Source organism: Micromonospora sp. NPDC005252 (assembly GCF_042872475.1).
Lineage (GTDB): Bacteria > Actinomycetota > Actinomycetes > Mycobacteriales > Micromonosporaceae > Micromonospora.
Window position 1 is genome coordinate 36,752 of record NZ_JBIAKN010000011.1, and the last position, 18,184, is coordinate 54,935.

At 72.7% G+C, this 18,184-nt stretch carries 19 protein-coding genes; 4 read left to right on the forward strand and 15 right to left on the reverse strand.

Annotation, left to right across the window (positions count from 1 at the left end):
* Nucleotides 1-26 precede the first annotated feature (26 nt).
* Nucleotides 27-422 (forward strand): ATP-binding protein, encoded by a 396-nt coding sequence (locus ACFYPH_RS25500; protein ID WP_354860669.1) that lies wholly within the window; start codon nt 27-29, stop codon nt 420-422.
* Nucleotides 423-432: 10 nt separating this feature from the next.
* Here the strand turns inward: ACFYPH_RS25500 and ACFYPH_RS25505 are convergent, their stop codons facing one another.
* Nucleotides 433-1,977: a PP2C family protein-serine/threonine phosphatase gene (locus ACFYPH_RS25505; protein ID WP_387185180.1), complete on the reverse strand. Its 1,545-nt coding sequence runs from the start codon at nt 1,975-1,977 to the stop codon at nt 433-435.
* Between the two features lie 190 nt (nt 1,978-2,167).
* On the opposite strand from ACFYPH_RS25505, the gene ACFYPH_RS25510 reads away from it, so the two are divergent.
* Nucleotides 2,168-2,545, forward strand: coding sequence for a nuclear transport factor 2 family protein (locus tag ACFYPH_RS25510; RefSeq protein ID WP_354860666.1), 378 nt, complete (start codon nt 2,168-2,170; stop codon nt 2,543-2,545).
* Nucleotides 2,546-2,633: 88 nt separating this feature from the next.
* Here the strand turns inward: ACFYPH_RS25510 and ACFYPH_RS25515 are convergent, their stop codons facing one another.
* From ACFYPH_RS25515 to ACFYPH_RS25525, 3 genes are all read right to left on the reverse strand, one after another.
* Complete coding sequence (locus ACFYPH_RS25515) at nt 2,634-3,104, reverse strand: molybdenum cofactor biosysynthesis protein (protein WP_354860665.1); 471 nt, start codon at nt 3,102-3,104, stop codon at nt 2,634-2,636.
* A gap of 100 nt (nt 3,105-3,204) precedes the next feature.
* Nucleotides 3,205-4,437: a PQQ-dependent sugar dehydrogenase gene (locus ACFYPH_RS25520; RefSeq protein ID WP_387185393.1), complete on the reverse strand. Its 1,233-nt coding sequence runs from the start codon at nt 4,435-4,437 to the stop codon at nt 3,205-3,207.
* Nucleotides 4,438-4,544: 107 nt separating this feature from the next.
* Nucleotides 4,545-5,483 (reverse strand): LamG-like jellyroll fold domain-containing protein, encoded by a 939-nt coding sequence (locus ACFYPH_RS25525; RefSeq protein WP_387185183.1) that lies wholly within the window; start codon nt 5,481-5,483, stop codon nt 4,545-4,547.
* A 127-nt stretch (nt 5,484-5,610) separates the two neighbouring features.
* On the opposite strand from ACFYPH_RS25525, the gene ACFYPH_RS25530 reads away from it, so the two are divergent.
* Nucleotides 5,611-6,645 (forward strand): LacI family DNA-binding transcriptional regulator, encoded by a 1,035-nt coding sequence (locus tag ACFYPH_RS25530; protein WP_387185186.1) that lies wholly within the window; start codon nt 5,611-5,613, stop codon nt 6,643-6,645.
* 18 nt (nt 6,646-6,663) lie between these two features.
* On the opposite strand, the gene urtE is transcribed toward ACFYPH_RS25530, so the two are convergent.
* The 6 genes from urtE to ACFYPH_RS25560 form a co-directional block, all read right to left on the reverse strand.
* The gene (gene urtE, locus ACFYPH_RS25535; RefSeq protein WP_354860659.1) at nt 6,664-7,359 is read right to left on the reverse strand and encodes an urea ABC transporter ATP-binding subunit UrtE; all 696 of its coding nucleotides are present in this window, start codon (nt 7,357-7,359) and stop codon (nt 6,664-6,666) included.
* On the reverse strand, nt 7,356-8,189 hold the full coding sequence (gene urtD / locus ACFYPH_RS25540; RefSeq protein WP_387185189.1) for an urea ABC transporter ATP-binding protein UrtD: 834 nt from the start codon (nt 8,187-8,189) through the stop codon (nt 7,356-7,358). The genes urtE and urtD overlap by 4 nt, the downstream gene beginning before the upstream one ends.
* Nucleotides 8,186-9,373, reverse strand: coding sequence for an urea ABC transporter permease subunit UrtC (gene urtC, locus ACFYPH_RS25545; protein ID WP_387185192.1), 1,188 nt, complete (start codon nt 9,371-9,373; stop codon nt 8,186-8,188). Before urtC ends, urtD begins: the two co-directional genes overlap by 4 nt.
* On the reverse strand, nt 9,370-10,257 hold the full coding sequence (urtB, locus tag ACFYPH_RS25550) for an urea ABC transporter permease subunit UrtB (RefSeq protein WP_387185196.1): 888 nt from the start codon (nt 10,255-10,257) through the stop codon (nt 9,370-9,372). Before urtB ends, urtC begins: the two co-directional genes overlap by 4 nt.
* Before the next feature lie 72 nt (nt 10,258-10,329).
* Entirely contained in the window at nt 10,330-11,574 is a 1,245-nt protein-coding gene (gene urtA, locus ACFYPH_RS25555; protein WP_354860653.1) for an urea ABC transporter substrate-binding protein, read from the reverse strand.
* A gap of 404 nt (nt 11,575-11,978) precedes the next feature.
* Complete coding sequence (locus ACFYPH_RS25560) at nt 11,979-13,061, reverse strand: substrate-binding domain-containing protein (protein ID WP_354860651.1); 1,083 nt, start codon at nt 13,059-13,061, stop codon at nt 11,979-11,981.
* Nucleotides 13,062-13,157: 96 nt separating this feature from the next.
* Between ACFYPH_RS25560 and ACFYPH_RS25565 the strand changes: the two genes are divergently transcribed.
* Nucleotides 13,158-13,622: a MarR family transcriptional regulator gene (locus tag ACFYPH_RS25565; RefSeq protein WP_355066514.1), complete on the forward strand. Its 465-nt coding sequence runs from the start codon at nt 13,158-13,160 to the stop codon at nt 13,620-13,622.
* 15 nt (nt 13,623-13,637) lie between these two features.
* Here the strand turns inward: ACFYPH_RS25565 and ACFYPH_RS25570 are convergent, their stop codons facing one another.
* The 5 genes from ACFYPH_RS25570 to ACFYPH_RS25590 all read right to left on the reverse strand — a co-directional run bounded on the left by ACFYPH_RS25570 (nt 13,638) and on the right by ACFYPH_RS25590 (nt 18,146).
* Nucleotides 13,638-14,012 carry a cupin domain-containing protein gene (locus tag ACFYPH_RS25570; RefSeq protein WP_387185201.1) on the reverse strand — a complete coding sequence of 125 codons (375 nt, stop codon included), beginning with the start codon at nt 14,010-14,012 and terminating at the stop codon, nt 13,638-13,640.
* 115 nt (nt 14,013-14,127) lie between these two features.
* On the reverse strand, nt 14,128-14,844 hold the full coding sequence (locus ACFYPH_RS25575) for an urease accessory protein UreD (protein WP_354860646.1): 717 nt from the start codon (nt 14,842-14,844) through the stop codon (nt 14,128-14,130).
* Nucleotides 14,844-15,617, reverse strand: coding sequence for an urease accessory protein UreG (gene ureG, locus ACFYPH_RS25580; RefSeq protein ID WP_387185205.1), 774 nt, complete (start codon nt 15,615-15,617; stop codon nt 14,844-14,846). The genes ACFYPH_RS25575 and ureG overlap by 1 nt, the downstream gene beginning before the upstream one ends.
* Entirely contained in the window at nt 15,607-16,443 is an 837-nt protein-coding gene (locus ACFYPH_RS25585; protein WP_387185208.1) for an urease accessory protein UreF, read from the reverse strand. The genes ureG and ACFYPH_RS25585 overlap by 11 nt, the downstream gene beginning before the upstream one ends.
* A complete protein-coding gene (locus tag ACFYPH_RS25590) occupies nt 16,443-18,146 on the reverse strand; it encodes an urease subunit alpha (protein ID WP_387185211.1) in 1,704 nt (567 codons plus the stop codon). The genes ACFYPH_RS25585 and ACFYPH_RS25590 overlap by 1 nt, the downstream gene beginning before the upstream one ends.
* Nucleotides 18,147-18,184 lie beyond the last annotated feature (38 nt).

Genomic DNA, 18,184 nt, shown 5'->3' on the forward strand with positions numbered 1-18,184 from the left:
CGGCCGACCGGCGGGAGACCCGCGGCGTGACCGAGCAGCCCTCGCCAGCCCTGCGGACGGACACCATGGCGTACGAGGTGGCGACCGACCTGCGGGCGCTGCGCGCGTTCGTCTGCTCCGGCGCCATCGCCCGGGGCCTGTCGGCCGAGCGGGTGGAGCTGCTGGCGCTGGCGGTCAGCGAGCTGGCCACGAACACGTTGCAGCACACCGCCGACGGTGGCCGCGTCCGGCTCTGGGCCGAGGGTGACCAGTTGTTCTGCGACGTCGTCGACCAGGGCCCGGCGCGGGCGTTCGGCCGGGCCATGCCGGCCGCCGACGCGGTACGGGGTCGCGGGCTGGCCATCGTCGAGCAGATCTGCGACGAGGTGGCCGTGCTGGCCGCCAGTGAGGGCACCGTGGTCCGGATCCGGCTGGCGCTGTGAGCGGGGCGGCTCAGGGCAGCACGCGCACGGCCAGGGTGCACGTGTCGTCGTCCGGGTTGGGATGGTTGAGCAGGTCACGCAGCCGGGCGAGGGGCTGCTCCCCCGGCGTCGCGGTGAGCGCCGAGAGGGTCGCGCGCACCTGCGGCAACCGGTCCTGCTCGGGCGCGCGTCGCTCGATGAGGCCGTCGGTGTAGAACAGCACGAGGTCGCCGGGGCTCAGGCGCGGGGAGAGCACCGGGTACACCGCGTCGTCACCGGCGCCCAGCAGCAGACCCGGGGGGCGGTCGAGCGGCTTGGTCTCGCCGGCGCGGGACAGCAGCGGCACCGTGTGCCCGGCGCGGCCCCAGCAGAGCACCCGGGTGGCCGGGTCGTACACCGCGACCACGGCGGTTCCGGTGATCGAGAGCTGCCCGCAGAGCCGGTTGAGGTGCCCCAGCAGCACCGACGGGTCCCGGATGCCGATCGACAGCCAGGCCACCAGGGCGAAGCGCAGGTGCGCCATTCCGCTCGCCGCGTCCAGCCCGTGACCGGTGACGTCGCCGACGGCGAGCACGACCTTTCCGTCCGGCAGGGACTGCGCGTGGTACCAGTCCCCGCCGACCCGCGCGGCGCTCTCGGCCGGCAGGTAGTTGACCACCGCCTCCAGGCCGGCCAGCGGAAACGGGTCGCGGGGCACCGGCTGGATGAGGTTCTGCAACTGCCCGGCCAGCCGGTGCTCGGCGAGGGCGGTCATCTCCCGCGTCCGCAACTGGTCACTGAGTCGCTCGATGGCGGTCCGGGAGTCCACCCGGGCGGTCACGTCCTGCACCACAGCGTGGATCTTCAGCGGTGCGCCGTTCGCGTCGCGGGAGACGTCGGAGAGGATCCGCAGGTACCGGACCGCGTCCGCCGCCTGGAACCGGACCGTCACGTCCGAGGAGGCACCGCTGTCCAGCGTCTGCCACGCCGTCTCGCGCAGCATGTAGTCGTCGGGGAGCAGGGCGGCTGCCTGCTCGGCGCGCGACATCGGGCCGAGCGCCGGATCACGCTCGAAGATGCGGTACATCCCGGGTGACCACTGGCTGACCCCGCTGGCCAGGTCGTACTCCGCCCAGCCGAGGTTGCCCAGCAGCTCGGTACGGTCCATCCGCCGGCGGTCCTCGTCGAGGCGCTGCCAGGACACCAGCAGACCGCCGAGGACGCGGTGCACGTGGACGTCGAACAGCGAGTCGGCGACGACGCCGGTGCGTTTCTCCACGTACCGGAAGTCGGCCAGGCGGCCGGACGAACCGGTGGCGAGCACCTGCTGGTACAGCTGCCAGAGGGGTCCGCCGACCATGCTGGGGTACAGCTCGCTGAGCCGGGCGCCCACCCGGTCCACACCCCGACCGTAGATGTCGTGGCTCTGGCCGCTGGTGGCCGCGATCCGGAAGTCGGCGACCGCCCGGTGGTCGTCGGGCACGGGCAACAGCCACGTACACCCGGCCGGGACGACCGCAAGGATCTCCCGGACGACCGCCTCGACCGGCCACGTCGCTTCGGCGGCGTGCGCGCCGGGACCACCGTGGTCCGCCATGGCACGAAGCCTAGTCACCGACCGGCGAACGGCACACAGCCGGCGCATCGAGGTGGCATTCCGGCCGGGTGGGCCCACGGTGGGACGAGACGCGCCGCCGCGCCGATGCGCCCCCGTCGAGGCGTGCCGACTGCCACAATGCGGTCAGTCCGGACGGTGGCGTCGGACGGAGGAGACCAGGAGGACGGCCATGCCGGACAGCGAACGCGAGGCGGAGCTGCTCGACGCCGAACGCACCCTGCAGGCCGCGCAGCGCGCCGGTGACGTCGCGGCCCTCGATCAGTTGCTGGTCGACCAGCTCATCGCGATCGGCCCCGACGGCCGCCAGCACGGCAAGGCCGAGGACCTGGCCGCGCACCGGGACCGGACCTCGGTGATCGAGGAGCTGATCGAGGAGGAACTGGACCTGCTCGTCGTCGGACGGACCGGTGTGACGTTCTTCCTGGGCCGGGTGGCCGGGGTGTTCAACGGTGAGCCGTTCGCCGCTCGCCTGCGCTACACCCGGACCTGGATCCACGACGACCCGCACGGCTGGCGGATCCTCGCCGCACACATCAGCCCGGTCTGACCCGCCCTACATCCCGGCCGGCCGACTGGTAGGGCCAACCTGAGCGGACGGCAGCCGGGCCGCGACCACGAGCTCGTGGAGTTTCGCTTCAGCTCACGGTGGCGTCGATCGGGCCGACGCGCAGCAGACCGTCGTTGAGCGGGGTGCAGCGGATGCCGCCCGTGGTGCGCAGCGCCTTCCAGGCGCCCGGACCGACCGTGACGTCCATCCAGGCGCACGGGCGGGCCGCCCGGTTCACCCGCAGGCTGACCGGGCCGTCGCCGGAGTCCAGGATCAGGACCCGGCCGATCAGCTCGTCCACGGCGATGCCTGCGGTGAGGATGTTGCGCCGGACCTGCGCCAGGCCGATGCCGGCCGGCAGGGACTCCTGGGCGATCACGGTCACGCTGGCGTCGCGGTGCGCCGGCTTGCCGAAGTAGCGGTCGCCGACGATGCCGAGGCCGGCGCGGAGCGCAACGGTGTCGACCAGCTCGCCGGGCGGGGCCGGCGCCGGGCCGTCGGAGGGCCGGCCCCGAAAGCGGTGCACGGGCGAGGCCAGCAACTCGACGATCTGCGGCATGGCACGGATTCTACGAACCGGACGTGCCCTGCGGGCCGGCTCGGCGGACGGGGTGCAGCGCCGGGGACGACCGCACGAAAGGCCGCCGTCCCCGGCGGTCTCAGGCCGGTGTGCCGGTGACGGTGAGGTTGCGCAGTCGGCCGACGTTGTCGAACGAGCCGAAGCCCACCCGCCCCGAGCCGAAGGTGGTGTCCTTCGCGGTCAGCAGCGGGTCCCGGTGCCCGTCGACGTAGACGGCGATCTCGCCGGTGGCCGGCAGGTGCACGACGCGTACGCGGTGCCAGTCGGCGTCGGTGATGGCCGGGTTGGCGCCACGGGAGCGGCCGTTCCACTGGTGGTCGATGCGCTCCCGGTCGGCGTTGTTGACCTTGAAGATGCCGTTGTGCGGATAGATCGTGTTGTCGGTGGAGAGGTGGGCGTAGTAGAACTCGGTGTCCGAGCGCCAGCCGAAGACGATGATCACGTCGCGGTTGCTGACCTCCACCGGCGTGTCGAGTCGTACCCGAGCGTCGAGGAGGACCGACGACCACGCCGGGCCGGCGGTCAGCACGGCGTACTCGAAGGGCCGGCGCGGGCCCGGCCGGCTCTCGCCGGCCTCGGCGAGGATGACCTGGTCGCGGGTGAACTGCCACTTCGCGGGCGTCACCGGCGCCCAGTTCGCGGCGCCCGAGGTGTGGCGCAGCGTGGTGTCGCCGACGTCGCCGCTGGCGAACTCCCTCGTGCCGGTCACCTTCCAGATCGTGCCGTTGGCCTTGGCGACGAGGTACAGCTCGCCGGCGGCGTCGGTGCCGAAGCGCAGGTCGACCCGGTTGGGGTCGCCGGGGGCGCCCGGTCCGGAGAGGTCCCGCATCCGCACCGGGCCACCCGCGGCGTCGAAGAGCGCGAGCTGGTGGATCGGTGCGAGGCCGTGACCGCGGCGCATCTCGTTCGCCTCGGTGTAGAGCACCCGGCCGTCGACGAGGTCGCCGAAGACGTACTTGCCGCGTAGCGCGGGCACCGCGTGCCCGCGGTAGACGAACCCGCCGGCCACCGCGACGCCGACGTCCGCGGTGCAGTTCCAGTCCGCGGCGGGGTCGTGGTCGTACGCGGCGACGGGGTACGTGTAGCCGTAGCGCTCATCGTCGGCGGGCAGCGGGAACAGCCGGTCGCAGGGGTTGGTGGCCGTCTTGTCGAAGACGAAGGACCCCTCGCGCTCGCTCCAGCCGAAGTTGTCGCCGGCGCGGACCTCGTAGATCGCCTCGATGGCGTGCTCACCGATGTGCCCGAGGTACATCCGGCCGGTCGCCCGGTCCCAGCTGAACCGGTGCGGGTCGCGGAAGCCCACGGCGTAGATCGAGGGCGGTGAGGCCGGCCGTCAGCGCGGACCGGCGGACGCGGCCGGGGCGGCGGTGGAGGATGCGCACGCGTGTCTCCTTCTCGGTGGGACGGTGCCGAGGGTGGTCAGCGGGCCATGCGGTCGTACTGCCTGCGCACGTCGCGCGCGGAGACCATGCTGTCGAGGAACAGCAGGCCGTCCATGCGGCAGTCGCAGGGGTTGCGCTCCAGCGTGTCCTGCGGGAAGCTCCCGCCGATCTTGATGCCCCGGGGGTCGGAGGCGGTGGTCACGTGCGGGCCGGGCCCCGACACGAGCCACGGGTCGTCGGTGCGGGTGTAGAAGCCGTCGACCGGTTCGCCGTTGCGATAGAGGGCCAGCGCGCCGGTGCCGAAGTCGAAGGTGGCGGCGAGGTGCACCCACTCCCCCACCGGCAGCAGGTCCCGCCAGTCCCGATTCGCGGCGAAGGTCTGCGAGTTGCCACCGTCGAGGCGGCGGCCGAGCGCGACGAGGCGCAGTTCGCCGTCGACGTCGATCAGCTCCAGCAGGGCCCGGACGCCGTGGCCGTCGGAGTCGCCGGTGAGCAGGCCGGCCAGCCCTATCGCGTTGTACCGGTCGTTCGGGTCGGCGGTGGTGGAGTTGAGCGCCGGGCTGTCCATGTTCAGCTTGAACCAGCCCATGATGGTGGTGGCGCTGAAGGCGCGCAGCGTCCGCACCCCGCTGGCCGACCACGTTCCGGCCTTCCAGTCGTCGTTGCCGGTGGTCGCCGGGTCGACCTGCCGGGTCTGCACCGCGTTGCCGCTGCCCCGGTAGGCGCGGTCGGGCACCCGCATCGCCGCGCCGCCGTTGATCAGCTCGATCTCGGTGCCGGAGCGGCCCTGGGCACGCTCCAGGGCCGGGTCGCCCGGCACCGGGTGGTCGAAGTCGTACGCGGCGACGAGGTGCGCCCGCAGAGCCGGGTGGACGTCGTGCGCGGTGCTGCGGTCCGCCTGGGCCGGCGGCCCGCCGACGCCGGTCAGCACGCCGACCACCAGGAGCGAGACGGCGACGATTCGGGCTCTGGACATCGTTCACCTCGTTTCGCGGCACGCCGGCCGCTACGTAAGCGCTTACGTAAGCGCTTACGTACCCTAGGCTTCGTCGAACGTCACTGGCAATAGATCCGGTGACATGGATGTTTTCGGGGAGTCGCGGATGCCCAGGGCTGGCCAGCGGCCGCGCCTCGTGGAGGTGGCCGAACGTGCGGGTGTCTCACTGGCGACCGCCTCCCGGGCCCTCGCCGGCCGCGAGGGGGTCAGCACCGAGGTGGCCGACCGGATCCGGCGGGTCGCCCACGAGCTGGGCTACGTCGCCAACCCGTACGCCCGCACCCTGGCCGGAGGCGCCCGGTCCACCGTCGGGTTGATCGTCCACCAAGTCGACGACCCCTACTTCTCCGAGATCGCCGCCGGGGTCATCCAGCTCGCCGCCGAGCAGGGGCTGCTGGTGCAGATCTGCCAGTCCGGCCGGGACCCGGGCTACGAGCTGCAACAGCTGCGCCACCTCATCGCCCAGCGGGTCGGCATCATCCTGATCAGCGGCTCCGGGTACGACGACCCGCGGGTCGAAGCCGAGGCCCGCGCCGAGCTGGCGGCGTTCCAGGACCACGGCGGCCGGGTCGCCGCCATCGGCCGGCACGCGCTCGGCGTCGACGCCGTCCTGCCGGACAACGAGGCCGGCGGCCGCGCGCTCGCCGCGCACCTGATGGACCTCGGCCACCGCCGCATCGCGGTCGCCGCCGGCAGCGTCGGCCTCACCACGGTCGCCGACCGGCTCGCCGGCGTGACGTCCGCGCTGCGGCAGCGCGGGCTGCGCCCCGCCGACCTGACGGTCGTGCACGGGGACTTCACCCGCGGCGGCGGACGGGCCGCCACCGAGCAGATCCTCAACGAGCACCCGGAGACCACGGCGATCGTCGCGCTGAACGACGCCATGGCGATCGGCGTGCTCTCGACGCTGCGGTCGCGCCGCGTGCCGGTGCCCGCGCGGATCTCCGTCGTCGGCTTCGACGACGTCTCCGTCGCCGCCGACCTCGCGCCCAGCCTCACCACCATCCGGCTGCCGATGACCGAGATGGGCCGCACGGCGCTCACCCTCGCCCTCAAGCCCCGCTCGGCGCGCCCCCGCCGCCGCAGCACCGGCCACCTGCTGGTCGTCCGCGACTCGACCGGCCCCGCCCCGACGACCTGACCGGCGGCGGGGGTGCGGTCAGACCGCCAGGGCCGCCCGGACGTCCCGCTCCGCGGTGACTCCGCCGTCGCCGTCCGAGGTGACCCGACCGGATTCCAGCACGTGGTAGCGGTTCGCCACCCGCAGCGCGAAACCCAGGTGCTGCTCGACGAGCAGCACGCTGAAGCCGGGCTGTCGGGTCAGCTCGACGATCCGCTCCTGGATCTCCGCGACCACCGACGGCTGGATGCCCTCGGTCGGCTCGTCGAGCATCAGCAGCCGGGGCCGGGTGATCAGCGCGCGGGCGATGGCCAACTGCTGGCGCTGGCCGCCGGAGAGCAGCCCGGCCCGTCGGCGCAGCAGCGGGCGCAGCGCCGGGAACAGGTCCAGCACCTCCGCCGTGGCCACCGCGCCGTCGCGCCGGCCGTCGGCGACCAGGCGCAGGTTCTCCGCGGCGGTCAGGTGCGGAAAGCACTGCTGGCCCTGCGGGACGTACGCCATCCCGCGCTCCACCCGCTCGTGCGGCGCGAGACGGGTGACGTCCTCGCCGTCCAGCTCGACGGTGCCGGCGCTGGGTCGCAGCAGACCCGCCGCGACCCGCAGCAGGGTGCTCTTGCCGGCGCCGTTGTGCCCGAGCACCGCGGCCACCCCGTCGGGCGGGACGGCGAGGTCCACCCCGTGCAGCACCCTTGAACGCCCGTATCCGGCGTGCACCCCGCGCAGGGTCAGCATCATGCCTCCAGAGGGCTGGGGGCCGACCCGGCGGCGACCGGGTGGCCAAGGTAGACCTCCTGCACGCGCGGGTCCGCCTGGACCTGGGCCACCGTGCCCTCGCTGAGCACCTTCCCCGCGTGCAGCACCGTGACGCTGCGCGCGAACCGGCGCAGGAAGTCCATGTCGTGCTCGATCACCACCACCGTGCGGTCCCGGCTCACCGTCTCCAGCAGCGCGCCGGTGGCGTCGCGCTCCTCGTGGCTCATCCCGGCGACCGGCTCGTCGAGCAGCAGCAGCCGCGCGTCCTGCACCAGCAGCATCCCGATCTCCAGCCACTGCTTCTGGCCGTGCGCGAGCGTCCCGGCGAGCTGGTCGGCCCGCCCGGTCAGGCCGATGGTCTCCAGCGCGGCGGCCACCTCGTCGGGGATCCCCCGCCGGCGCCGCGCCAGGGTCACCCAGCTCCGCCGGGCGCCGGCCGCGATGTCGAGGTTCTGCACGACCGACAGCTCCTCGAACACCGTCGACGTCTGGAAGGTCCGCCCGATGCCCAGCCGGCTGATCCGGTGCACCGGGCGGCCGAGCAGCTCCTGGTCGCCGAACCGCACCGAGCCGGTGGCCCGCACCAGGCCGGTGACCGCGTCGACGAGGGTGGTCTTGCCGGCGCCGTTCGGGCCGATCAGGAACCGGATGTCGCCGGCCGGCACCTCCAGCGAGACGCCGTCGACGGCGGTGAAGCCGTCGAAGCTGACCCGCACGTCACGGACGGACAGGCCGTCCAGCCGCTCGCCGCTCATGCCGTGCTGGCTGGGCATGCGCTCACGGCCGTCGCTGCGCTCGGTGCGTTCGCTCATGCCGCCGGCACCTCCGTCCGCTCGACGCGACGTCGGCCCAGCGCTGACCAGCCGCGCCGGCTCTGCTCCGGGCCGGCGTCGCGGCGGCGGGCCAGCGCCCACAGCGACGCCAGGCCGCCGGGTAGGAACGCCACCACGACCACGAAGAGCAACCCCTGCAGGTACGTCCAGGTGCCCGGGAAACGCTCCGACAGGGCGGTACGCGCCCAGGCCACCGCCACCGCGCCGAGCACCGGGCCCAGCAGCGTCGCCCGGCCACCCACCGCGACCCCGATGACGAACTCGATCGACGGGACGATCCCGATCAGCGCGGGCGAGATGATGCCCACCGCCGGCACGAACAGCGCCCCGGCCAGCCCCGCCATACCGGCCGCGACCACGTACGCCACCAGCTTGACCGACGCCGGGTCGTAGCCGAGGAAGCGGACCCGCTCCTCGCCGTCGCGGACCGCCACCAGCAGCTCGCCGTAGCGGCTGTGGATGAGCTGACGGGCCAGCGCGAGCAACGCCAGCAGGACGCCGGCGATGATGAAGTAGACCATCCGCTGGTTGACCGGATCGTCGAGGTCGTAGCCGAAGAAGCCCTCGATGTCGGTGAGCCCGTTGGTGCCGCCCGTGGTGCCCTGCTGCCCGATCAGGAGGATCACCATGGCGGCCGCGAGGGCCTGGCTGAGGATGGCGAAGTACGCGCCCCGCACGCGGCGGCGGAACACCAGCGAACCGAGCCCGAAGGCGACAGCCATCGGCAGCAGCACCGTGGCGGGCAGCGCGAACCACGGGCTGGCGAACGGCCGCCACCACAGGGGCAGTTCGTCGAGCTGCCCGTACAGCTGCATGAAGTCGGGCATCCCACCCGGGCCCGCGTCGGCGAGCTTGAGGTGCATGGCCATCGCGTAGCCGCCCAGGCCGAAGAAGACGCCCTGGCCGAGGGTGAGCATCCCGCCCCGGCCCCAGGCGATCCCGATGCCCACCGCGACCATGGCGACGCAGAGGTACTTGGCGAGCAGGGCCAGCCGGAAGTCCGACAGCACAAGCGGCGCCACGGCGAACAGCAGCGCCGCGCCGAACGCGAAGCCCGCCGCCGCGCGCAGCCGCGACCGTCCCCCCGGCGGGTTCGGCGGTACGGCGCCAGCGGGTGCCGGTCGCACGGCGGTGTCCGGTGGGGCGGGCGTCACGGCGGTCATGCGAGGCTCCTGGTCCGCAGGGTGAACAGGCCCTGTGGCCGCCACTGGAGGAACGCGACGATCGCCACGAACACGATCACCTTGGCGACGCTGAGGGTCGTGAGGTACTCCCCGGTGGCCTGGAGCACGCCGAGGGCGAAGGCGACGATCACGCTGCCCTTGAGTTGGCCGATCCCGCCGACCACGACGACCAGGAAGGCGTCGATGATCAGGTTGGTGCCCATGGTCGGGCCGATCGGGCCGAGCAGGGTGAGCGCCACCCCGGCGAGCCCCGCCAGGCCGGAGCCGAGGAAGAACGTCGTCCGGTCGACGCGGGCGGTGGGAATGCCGGACACCGCGGCGAGGTCGCGGTTCTGCACCACCGCGCGGATCCGGCGCCCGAGCGGGGTGAGCCGCAGCGCCAGGGTGAGCGCCGCGACGGCGGCCAGGGCCAGGGCCAGGATGAACAGCCGGTTGTTGGCGATGGTCAGCCCGCCGGGCAACGCCACGTTGCCGGTCAGCAGGTCCGGCGCGCGGGTCTGCACGTTCGGGCTGCCGAAGACGTCGCGGGCGAGCTGTTGCAGCATCAGCGACACACCCCAGGTGACCAGCAGGGTGTCCAGCGGTCGCGCGTAGAGCCGGCGGATCAGCAGGATCTCCAGCAGCACACCCATCGTGCCGGCGACCGCGAACGCCACCGGCAGCGCGACCAGCAGCGACAGGCCGGCGCCGGTGATGCTCTGCTGCAGGACGTACGTGGTGTACGCGCCGGCCATGATGAACTCGCCGTGCGCCATGTTGATGACGTTCATCTGGCCGAAGGTCAGCGCCAGCCCGAGCGCGATGAGCAGCAGCACCGCGCCGATGCTGATGCCGGTGAAGAGTTGACCGAAGAGGACTGTCACGGTGGGTACTCCGTACTGCTGGTCGGGTGGCCCGGGCGGGCCGCGAGGCGCGCGCCGCCCGGGCCGGCGTCGTCAGCTCAGGCCGCTCGCCCACGGGTAGGTCTTGAGGTACGGGTCCGGCGCGACCGGCTTGCCGGAGTTCCACACCTCGGTGATCAGACCGTCGGCGCCGATCTTGCCGATCCGGGCGGTCTTGGCGATGTGCTGGGTCTTCCCGTCGACGGTGACCAGGCCCTCCGGCGCGTCGAAGGTGATCCCGTCGGAGGCGGTACGGACCTTCTCGACGTCGAACGCGCCGGCCTTCTCGACCATCGCCTTCCACAGGTACACGCTGACGTACGCGGCCTCCATCGGGTCGCTCGTCGGCTTGTCCGCGCCGTACTTCGCCTTGTACGCGGCCACGAACTTCTCATTCGCCGCGCCGGGCGTGGTCTGGTAGTAGTTCCAGGCGGTGAGCTGGCCCTGGAGGTACTGGGTGCCGATGCCCTTGACCTCCTCCTCGGCGATCGACACCGACACCACAGGCATCGCCGCGGCGGTCAGGCCGGCCGACTTGTACTCCTTGAAGAAGGCCACGTTGCTGTCGCCGTTGAGGGTGTTGAACACGGCATCCGCGCCGGACGACTTGACCTTGTTGACGATCGTGCCGAATTCGGTGGACCCGAGCGGCGCGTAGTCCTCACCGGCGACGGTCATCCCGTTCGCGGCCGCGTACGCCTTGATGATTTTGTTGGCGGTACGGGGAAACACGTAGTCACTGCCGACCAGATAGACCGACTTCACCCCCTCGGCCTTGAGGTAGTCGAGCCCGGGAACGATCTGCTGGTTGGTCGTCGCTCCGGTGTAGAAGATGTAGGGTGACTGTTCCAACCCCTCGTACTGCACCGGGTAGAACAGCAGCGCCTTGTTCTTCTCGAACACCGGCTTGACCGCCTTGCGGCTCGCCGACGTCCAGCAGCCGAAGACGGCGGCGACCCGGTCCTCGGAGATGAGCTTCTCGGCCTTCTCCGCGAAGGTCGGCCAGTCCGAGGCGCCGTCCTCCCCGACCGGCTGGATCTTCTTGCCGAGCACGCCGCCGGCCGCGTTGATCTCCTCGACGGCGAGCATGATGGAGTCGCGGACGGTGACCTCACTGATCGCCATGGTGCCGGAGAGCGAGTTGAGCAGGCCCACCTTGACGGTGTCGCCGGAGACATCGGCGGTGACGCCGGCCGCGCCGCCCTCGTCACTGGTCTTGCTGCCGCACGCGCTCAGCGCGGCCGCGGCGACGACGGTCATGGTGCCCGCCAGGATGCGGCGGCTCCAAAGAAGTGACATCTATTCTCCCTGCGGTGCACTCACGTGACGAATGGACGGTCGGTGCGGTCCGGTGGAGCTGAGTGGGCGATGCCGAGGTCGACGGGTGGACGCCGCCTGGGGTCATCGCATCGGGTACGGGCACGCAAAGCGTCGACCGGCTTGATTGCGTGAGTGTTTCCCAGTCCTTAATTGACTGTTTCCCGCGCCCGTTCGAAGGCGCACACCACAATGGCCGACACCGTCAGTCGGAGACGGCGCCGGCCTTGGGAAATTCCGAGGAAGAATGGCCACCACAATGGTCGGCGAACAGATTGCGCCAACGGTGGACACACATTCGCGGTATCCGGCCCTCGGCCAGATACTTCACGCAGGAAGCATCTTAGGGTCGAGCCGGGTGGGGCTGTCAAGGGCCGGAGCGGCGGTCAGAGCTGGGCGAGCACCGTGAAGTCGAGACCGTCTGCCTCGGCGAGGTAGATCCGCTGACGCACGTGCCGCCGTCGCAGCCGCAGCCGACCGCGCGGCCCGTGGTACGCCACCGTGTCGGCGGCCGTCTCGATCGCCCGCACGTCGAGGGTGCGGGCCTGCCCGATCAGGGCGGCGAGCAGCATCACGCCCTCGTAGCAGGACTCCCCCAGGCTGCCCAGCGGCGGCGCCTCCACCCCGAACCGGCGGGCGAACTCACCGTGGAAGTCGAGATTTTCCTGCGTCACCAGGCCGGCGAAGAAACCTGCCGTGCTGTAGAGCCGCCGCGTCGCCCCGACGCCGCTGGCCAGCAGCATGTTCTCGTCCATGAGGGTGCTCAGTCGCAGGCAGCGCTGATCCATCCCGACGCGGGCGAACGCCCGGTTGAACCGCACCGCGTCGGCGCCGACGAGCAGCATCACCACCGCGTCGGCCTCGCTGCGCTCGATGTGGCGCAGCACGTCGTCGAAGTCGTGCGTCTCCAACGGCAGGAACGCCTGCCCCACCACCCGCCCACCGCCGCGCACCGCGTACCGCTGGGCGGCCCGCGCGGTGCGCCGTGGCCACACGTAGTCGTTGCCGACCACGAACCAGCGGCGTACGCCCTGCTCCCCGGCGAGCAGCCGCATCGCGGGCCACAGCTGGGCGTCCGGTGTCTCGCTGGTCAGGAACACTCCCTCGGTACGCTCACCGCCCTCGTACAGGGCGGTGTAGACGTACGGCACCCGGTGGGCGACCCGGGGCGCCAGCGCCTGCCGCACCGAGGAGATGTGCCAACCGGTCACGCCCTGCACGGCGCCCACCGACACCAGCGCCTCGACCTCGGCGGCCACCTCGGCCGGCGGGGCGCCGCCGTCGACCGGCACCAGCCGCACCTCGCAACCCAGCACCCCGCCACAGGCGTTGATCTCCTCGACCGCGAGCTGGGCGCAGAGTTCGCAGGTCGGGCCGAACATTCCCGCCGGCCCGCGCATCGGATAGACCAGCGCAATGCTGACCACGGCCCGATCGACGGTGAGCCACGGCGGTGCCGGCGCGGACATGAGCACATGATTGCCCGGCCCACCTCGGAAGACCAGAGCTCACCACGGACCGGGACGACTCGGTACCATGGCAGGGCCACCGCACCAGGGAGATCCATGTCAGACGTGCCCGGGGCGCCAGCCGACCTGCTGCGCTCGCTCACCCGCGCCGAACGGCTGCTCTCCCGCCGGTTGGGCGCCGTCCTGGCCGACGACGAGCTGACCACCGAGGCGTGGCGGGTGCTCTGCCTGCTCGCCGACGGTCAGGGTCACCCGATGAGCGAGGTGTCCGTTGAGGCGTCGCTCCCGCCGGGCACCCTCACCAAGCTGGTCGACCAGCTCGTCGACCGCAACCTCGTCTTCCGGCGGATCGACCCCCTGGACCGCCGACGCATCCGGGCCTACCTGACGGCCCGGGGCCGCGGCGAACACGCCCGCCTCGACGAGCGGATTCGGGCCAGCCTCGCCGACCTGGGCGTACCGGCCGACCCCGCCCTGATCGACCACCTCGACGACCTGATCGCCCGCCTCGACCCGACCCGTCGCCGCGACCACGCCGACGCAGCCGGTCCGCGCCACTGACCCGATCTCGGCGGCTCACTCCACCTTGGTGAGAAGCGGCTTACCCTTCTCGACGACGTACGTGGCCAGTTCGACGGCGACGCCGTCGCCGACGTTGCGTGCCTGGTGATGGACGCCGTACGGCACGGTGAGAGCGTCACCGACGTTGCACACCACCGGTGGCTGGCCCTCAAGGGTGTACTCCAGCGATCCCTGGAGTACGCAGATGATCTCTTCGCCGGGATGGAAGTGCTTGAACGGCGGTGAGTCCGGCGTGAATTCCACCCGACTCTGGATGACCTCACGGCCCTCGATGCTGAGATCGTGTCGCTGGAGATCGACACGCCACAGCCCGGGCGCGCCCTCCAAGGCTGTCGGGCTGATGCCCTCGGGGCGATCTTTCCCACTCATCACGGCCTCCTGTGAGCCGTCATCCGAACGGCGGTCGCTCCGGTTGGCACATCCCCTCGAGGATAGGAGGCTCCCCACCCCTGATGGGCCGAGATGCCGAACAACAGGGGTCCACCTACCCGCTGAGGTGGGCGCGCAGGGTGTGCGCGTCGGGGGCGGTCGCGGTCCACAGTGTCGCCGGGCCCCCGGCCAGCGGCAGTCGGGCGACGGTCCCGTCGACCGTCGCCGGCTCGACGGGCCGCGACGGGTCCACCAGCAGCAACGAGCCGGTGGCCGGCGCCCCGCCGAGCACGGCGGGGCCGGCCCAGCCGGGCGCCTGCGGTCCCACCGCCAACGACTGGCGCAGCAGCGGCCGGCCGTCGTAGTCGACCCGGGTGTGCACGACCGCACCGCCGGGCGACTCGCCGTACCGGCCGCAGATCAACTCGTCCCGCCAGCTCAGCCTCGCCCCGGCGGCCAGCTCGATCCGGGATTCGGCCAGGTGGGCGCAGCCGGCCGCCGCGATGAGTTGCTCGGGCAGCCAGTGCAGCGCTGCGCCGTCGTGCACCACCGCCCGCACCGCCATCCGCGACACCGCGCCGGGCCGGCCGGGCAGGGCGACCGAGGCGGCGACGCTGTGCACCCGTACCGCCGCTCCCGGCCCCACGTCGATCTCCAGACGGAGGTCGTCGCCGGCGAGCGGGCCGGCGGCCCCGCCCACGACGTGCACGGTCGCGACGCCACCGTCGCCCGGCGTCTGCCGCAACAGCAGCGGCGTCTCGCCGTGCAGCTCGGTCAGGACCGTGCCGCCCCGGCCGTCGGCCCGGGCCACCAGCCGGGCGAACGCTCGCATCAGGCCGGGCCGGCCGGCGCGGCGACGGGGTGCAGAGCCGCGTGGTGGGCCAACTCGTGGCGGATCCAGTCGGCGACCCGACCCGCCGTCGGGTCGCCGACGATCGACAGGAAGACGGTCGGGAGGTCGCCGCGCCGGGCCCGCGCGTCCCGGTCCATCACCGCGAGGTCGGCGCCCACCATGGGCGCCAGGTCGGTCTTGTTGATCACGAGGAGGTCGGCGGACGTGACCCCGGGCCCGCCCTTGCGCGGCACCTTGTCCCCGCCGGCCACGTCGACCACGAAGATCTGCCGGTCGACCAGGCCCCGGCTGAACGTGGCGGTGAGGTTGTCGCCGCCGCTCTCCACCAGCACCAGGTCCAGCGGACCGAGCGCCTCGGCCAGTTCGTCCACGGCGTCGAGGTTGGCGCCGATGTCGTCGCGGATGGCGGTGTGGGGGCAGCAGCCGGTCTCCACGGCGCGGATCCGGGCCGGGTCCAGGACGCCGGCCCGCTTGAGGAAGTCGGCGTCCTCGGTGGTGTAGATGTCGTTGGTCACCACGCCGAGCCGCAACTCGTCGGCGAACGCCCGGCACAGGGCGGCCACCAGCGCGGTCTTACCGGACCCGACCGGCCCGCCGATGCCGACCCGCAGCGCTCGGCCCGAGGGTGCCAGCTGCGGGTGCGGGTCCACCCCCGGCTCGGGATGGGTGTGCGGAACGGTCTCGTCGTGCGGCGGCCCGGCAGCGGGTGCAGCGGCGGATACATCGGTCGGCTCAACAGCGTCAGGACGCAAAGAGACGCACCTCCCAGGTGGCGTGGACTTCGGCAGAGATGTCGGCGAGCGGGGCGGCGGCGGCCGGCAGCCGCTCGGGTGGGTCGTCGGCGGCACGGGCCGCGTCGGCGGCGGTGCCGTCACAGAGGTCGGCGAGGCCGACCAGCAGGGCCTGGACCTGGTACGGGTCGAGGCCGAGCAGACGTACGCCGGCACTGGCCGCACCGGTCACCGTCCCGTACGCGGCGACCGTTGCGGTCTCGGTGCGGCTCAACCCGGCGGCGGCGCAGAGCAGCCCGAGCACCAGCGGCTGGTGCGCTCCCCCGGGTGTGGCGGGCAGGTCACCAAACGGCGCCTGCGGCCAGATGGCCCGTCCGGCGCGCAGCAGCGCCCGTCCCTGGCGGCGGGACACCGCGCGCAGCGCCGGGGCGGCGGTCCGCGCGTCCAGCTCCGCGTCGAGCCGGGCCAGGGCGTCCGACCGCGCGGCCGAATCGGCCGGCGCACGCGACCGCACGGCGGAATCGGCCGGCGCACGCGACCGGTCCGCGGAATCGGCTGGCGCACCCGGCCGGCCGGCGGGATGGCCGCGTCCGAGCGACCGTGCGGTGGCCCGGGCTGGTTCGGTTGCGGTGCCGCAGGCTGGCAGCGCCACCCGGTGTGCCGCCGCCGCGAACGCCGCGCCGACCAGCCCGGCGGTGGTCAGCCGGCCGACCAGGAACGACTCCAACGAGGCCAGGTCGCTGACCCGGCCGGCGGCGACGGCCGCCTCCAGGCCGCCGGAGTGCGCGTGCGCGCCGGCCGGAAAGCGCCCGTCGGCCAGCAGCAGGAGCAGGCTCGACGTCGCCATCAGAACAGGAAGTACCGCTGGGCCATCGGCAGGTAAGGCACCGGGTCCGGCTCCACCACCTCGCCGTCGATCCGCACGGTGAAGGTGTCCGGGTCCACCTCGATGTGCGGCATCGCGTTGTTCTCCGGCAGGTCGGCCTTGCCCCGGGACCGCACGTCGGCGACCGGCACGACCCGCCGCCGCACGTCCAGGCGCAGTCCGGCGTCCAGGGCCGCCGGCGCGACGAACGTCAGACTGGTGGCGGCCGCCGCGGCCCCGTACGCCCCGAACATCGGGCGCGGCAGCATCGGCTGCGGGGTGGGGATCGACGCGTTGGCGTCACCCATCTGGGCGTACGCGATCATGCCGCCCTTGAGCACGAGGTGCGGTCGTACGCCGAAGAACGCCGGGTCCCAGAGCACCAGGTCGGCGAGCTTGCCCGGCTCGACCGAGCCGATCTCCCGTTCCAGCCCGTTGGCCATCGCCGCGCAGATGGTGTACTTCGCCACGTACCGTCGCGCGCGGTGGTTGTCGGCCGCGCCGTCGCCCGGCAGCGTGCCCACCCGCTCCTTCATGACGTGGGCGCTCTGCCAGGTCCGCAGGATCACCTCGCCGACCCGGCCCATCGCCTGCGCGTCGGAGCCGATGATGGAGATCGCCCCGAGGTCGTGCAGCAGGTCCTCGGCGGCCATGGTGGACGGTCGGATCCGGCTCTCGGCGAAGGCCAGGTCCTCCGGCACGGACGGGTTGAGATGGTGGCAGACCATCAGCATGTCCAGGTGCTCGGCGAGTGTGTTGCGGGTGTACGGGCGGGTCGGGTTGGTCGACGACGGCAGCACGTTCGGCTCGCTGGCGACCGTGATGATGTCCGGCGCGTGCCCGCCTCCGGCTCCCTCGGTGTGGTACGAGTGGATCGCCCGCCCGCCGATCGCGCGCAGCGTGTCGGCCACGAATCCGGCCTCGTTGAGGGTGTCGGTGTGGATCGACACCTGGACCCCGGAGGCGTCCGCCACCCGCAGGCAGGCGTCGATCGCCGCCGGGGTGGTGCCCCAGTCCTCGTGCAGCTTGAAACCGCCCGCGCCGGCCCGCAGTTGCTCCCAGAGCGCCTCTTCCGAGACAGTGTTGCCCTTGCCGAGCAGCAGCACGTTGACCGGCAGCGTGTCCAGCGCCTCGTGCATCCGGGCCAGGTGCCAGGCGTTGGGCGTGACCGTCGTGGCCCGGGTGCCCTCGGCGGGGCCAGTGCCGCCCCCGACGAGTGTGGTGACGCCGCTGGCGAGCGCCTCGGTGACGATCTGCGGGCAGATGAAGTGCACGTGGGTGTCGACGGCGCCGGCGGTGAGGATCCGGCCGTTGCCGGCGATCACCTCGGTGGCCGGACCGATGACCAGGTCGGGGTGGACGCCCGACATGGTGTCCGGGTTGCCGGCCCGGCCGAGGGCGACGATCCGCCCGTCGCGCAGCCCCACGTCGGCCTTGACCACACCCCAGTGGTCGAGCACGACCGCGCCGGTGATGACGGTGTCGAGGGCTCCTTCGGCGCGGGTGGCCCGCGACTGCCCCATCGACTCGCGGATCACCTTCCCACCGCCGAAGACGGCCTCGTCGCCGCCGACGCAGTGGTCGGTCTCCACCTCGATCAGCAGGCTCGTGTCGGCCAGCCGGATGCGGTCACCGGTGGTGGGTCCGTACAGGTCGATGTAGCGGTCCCGCCGCACGGCGCTCATCGCGCCGGCCTGTTGCTAGTCGGCGCCTCGCTCGTCGG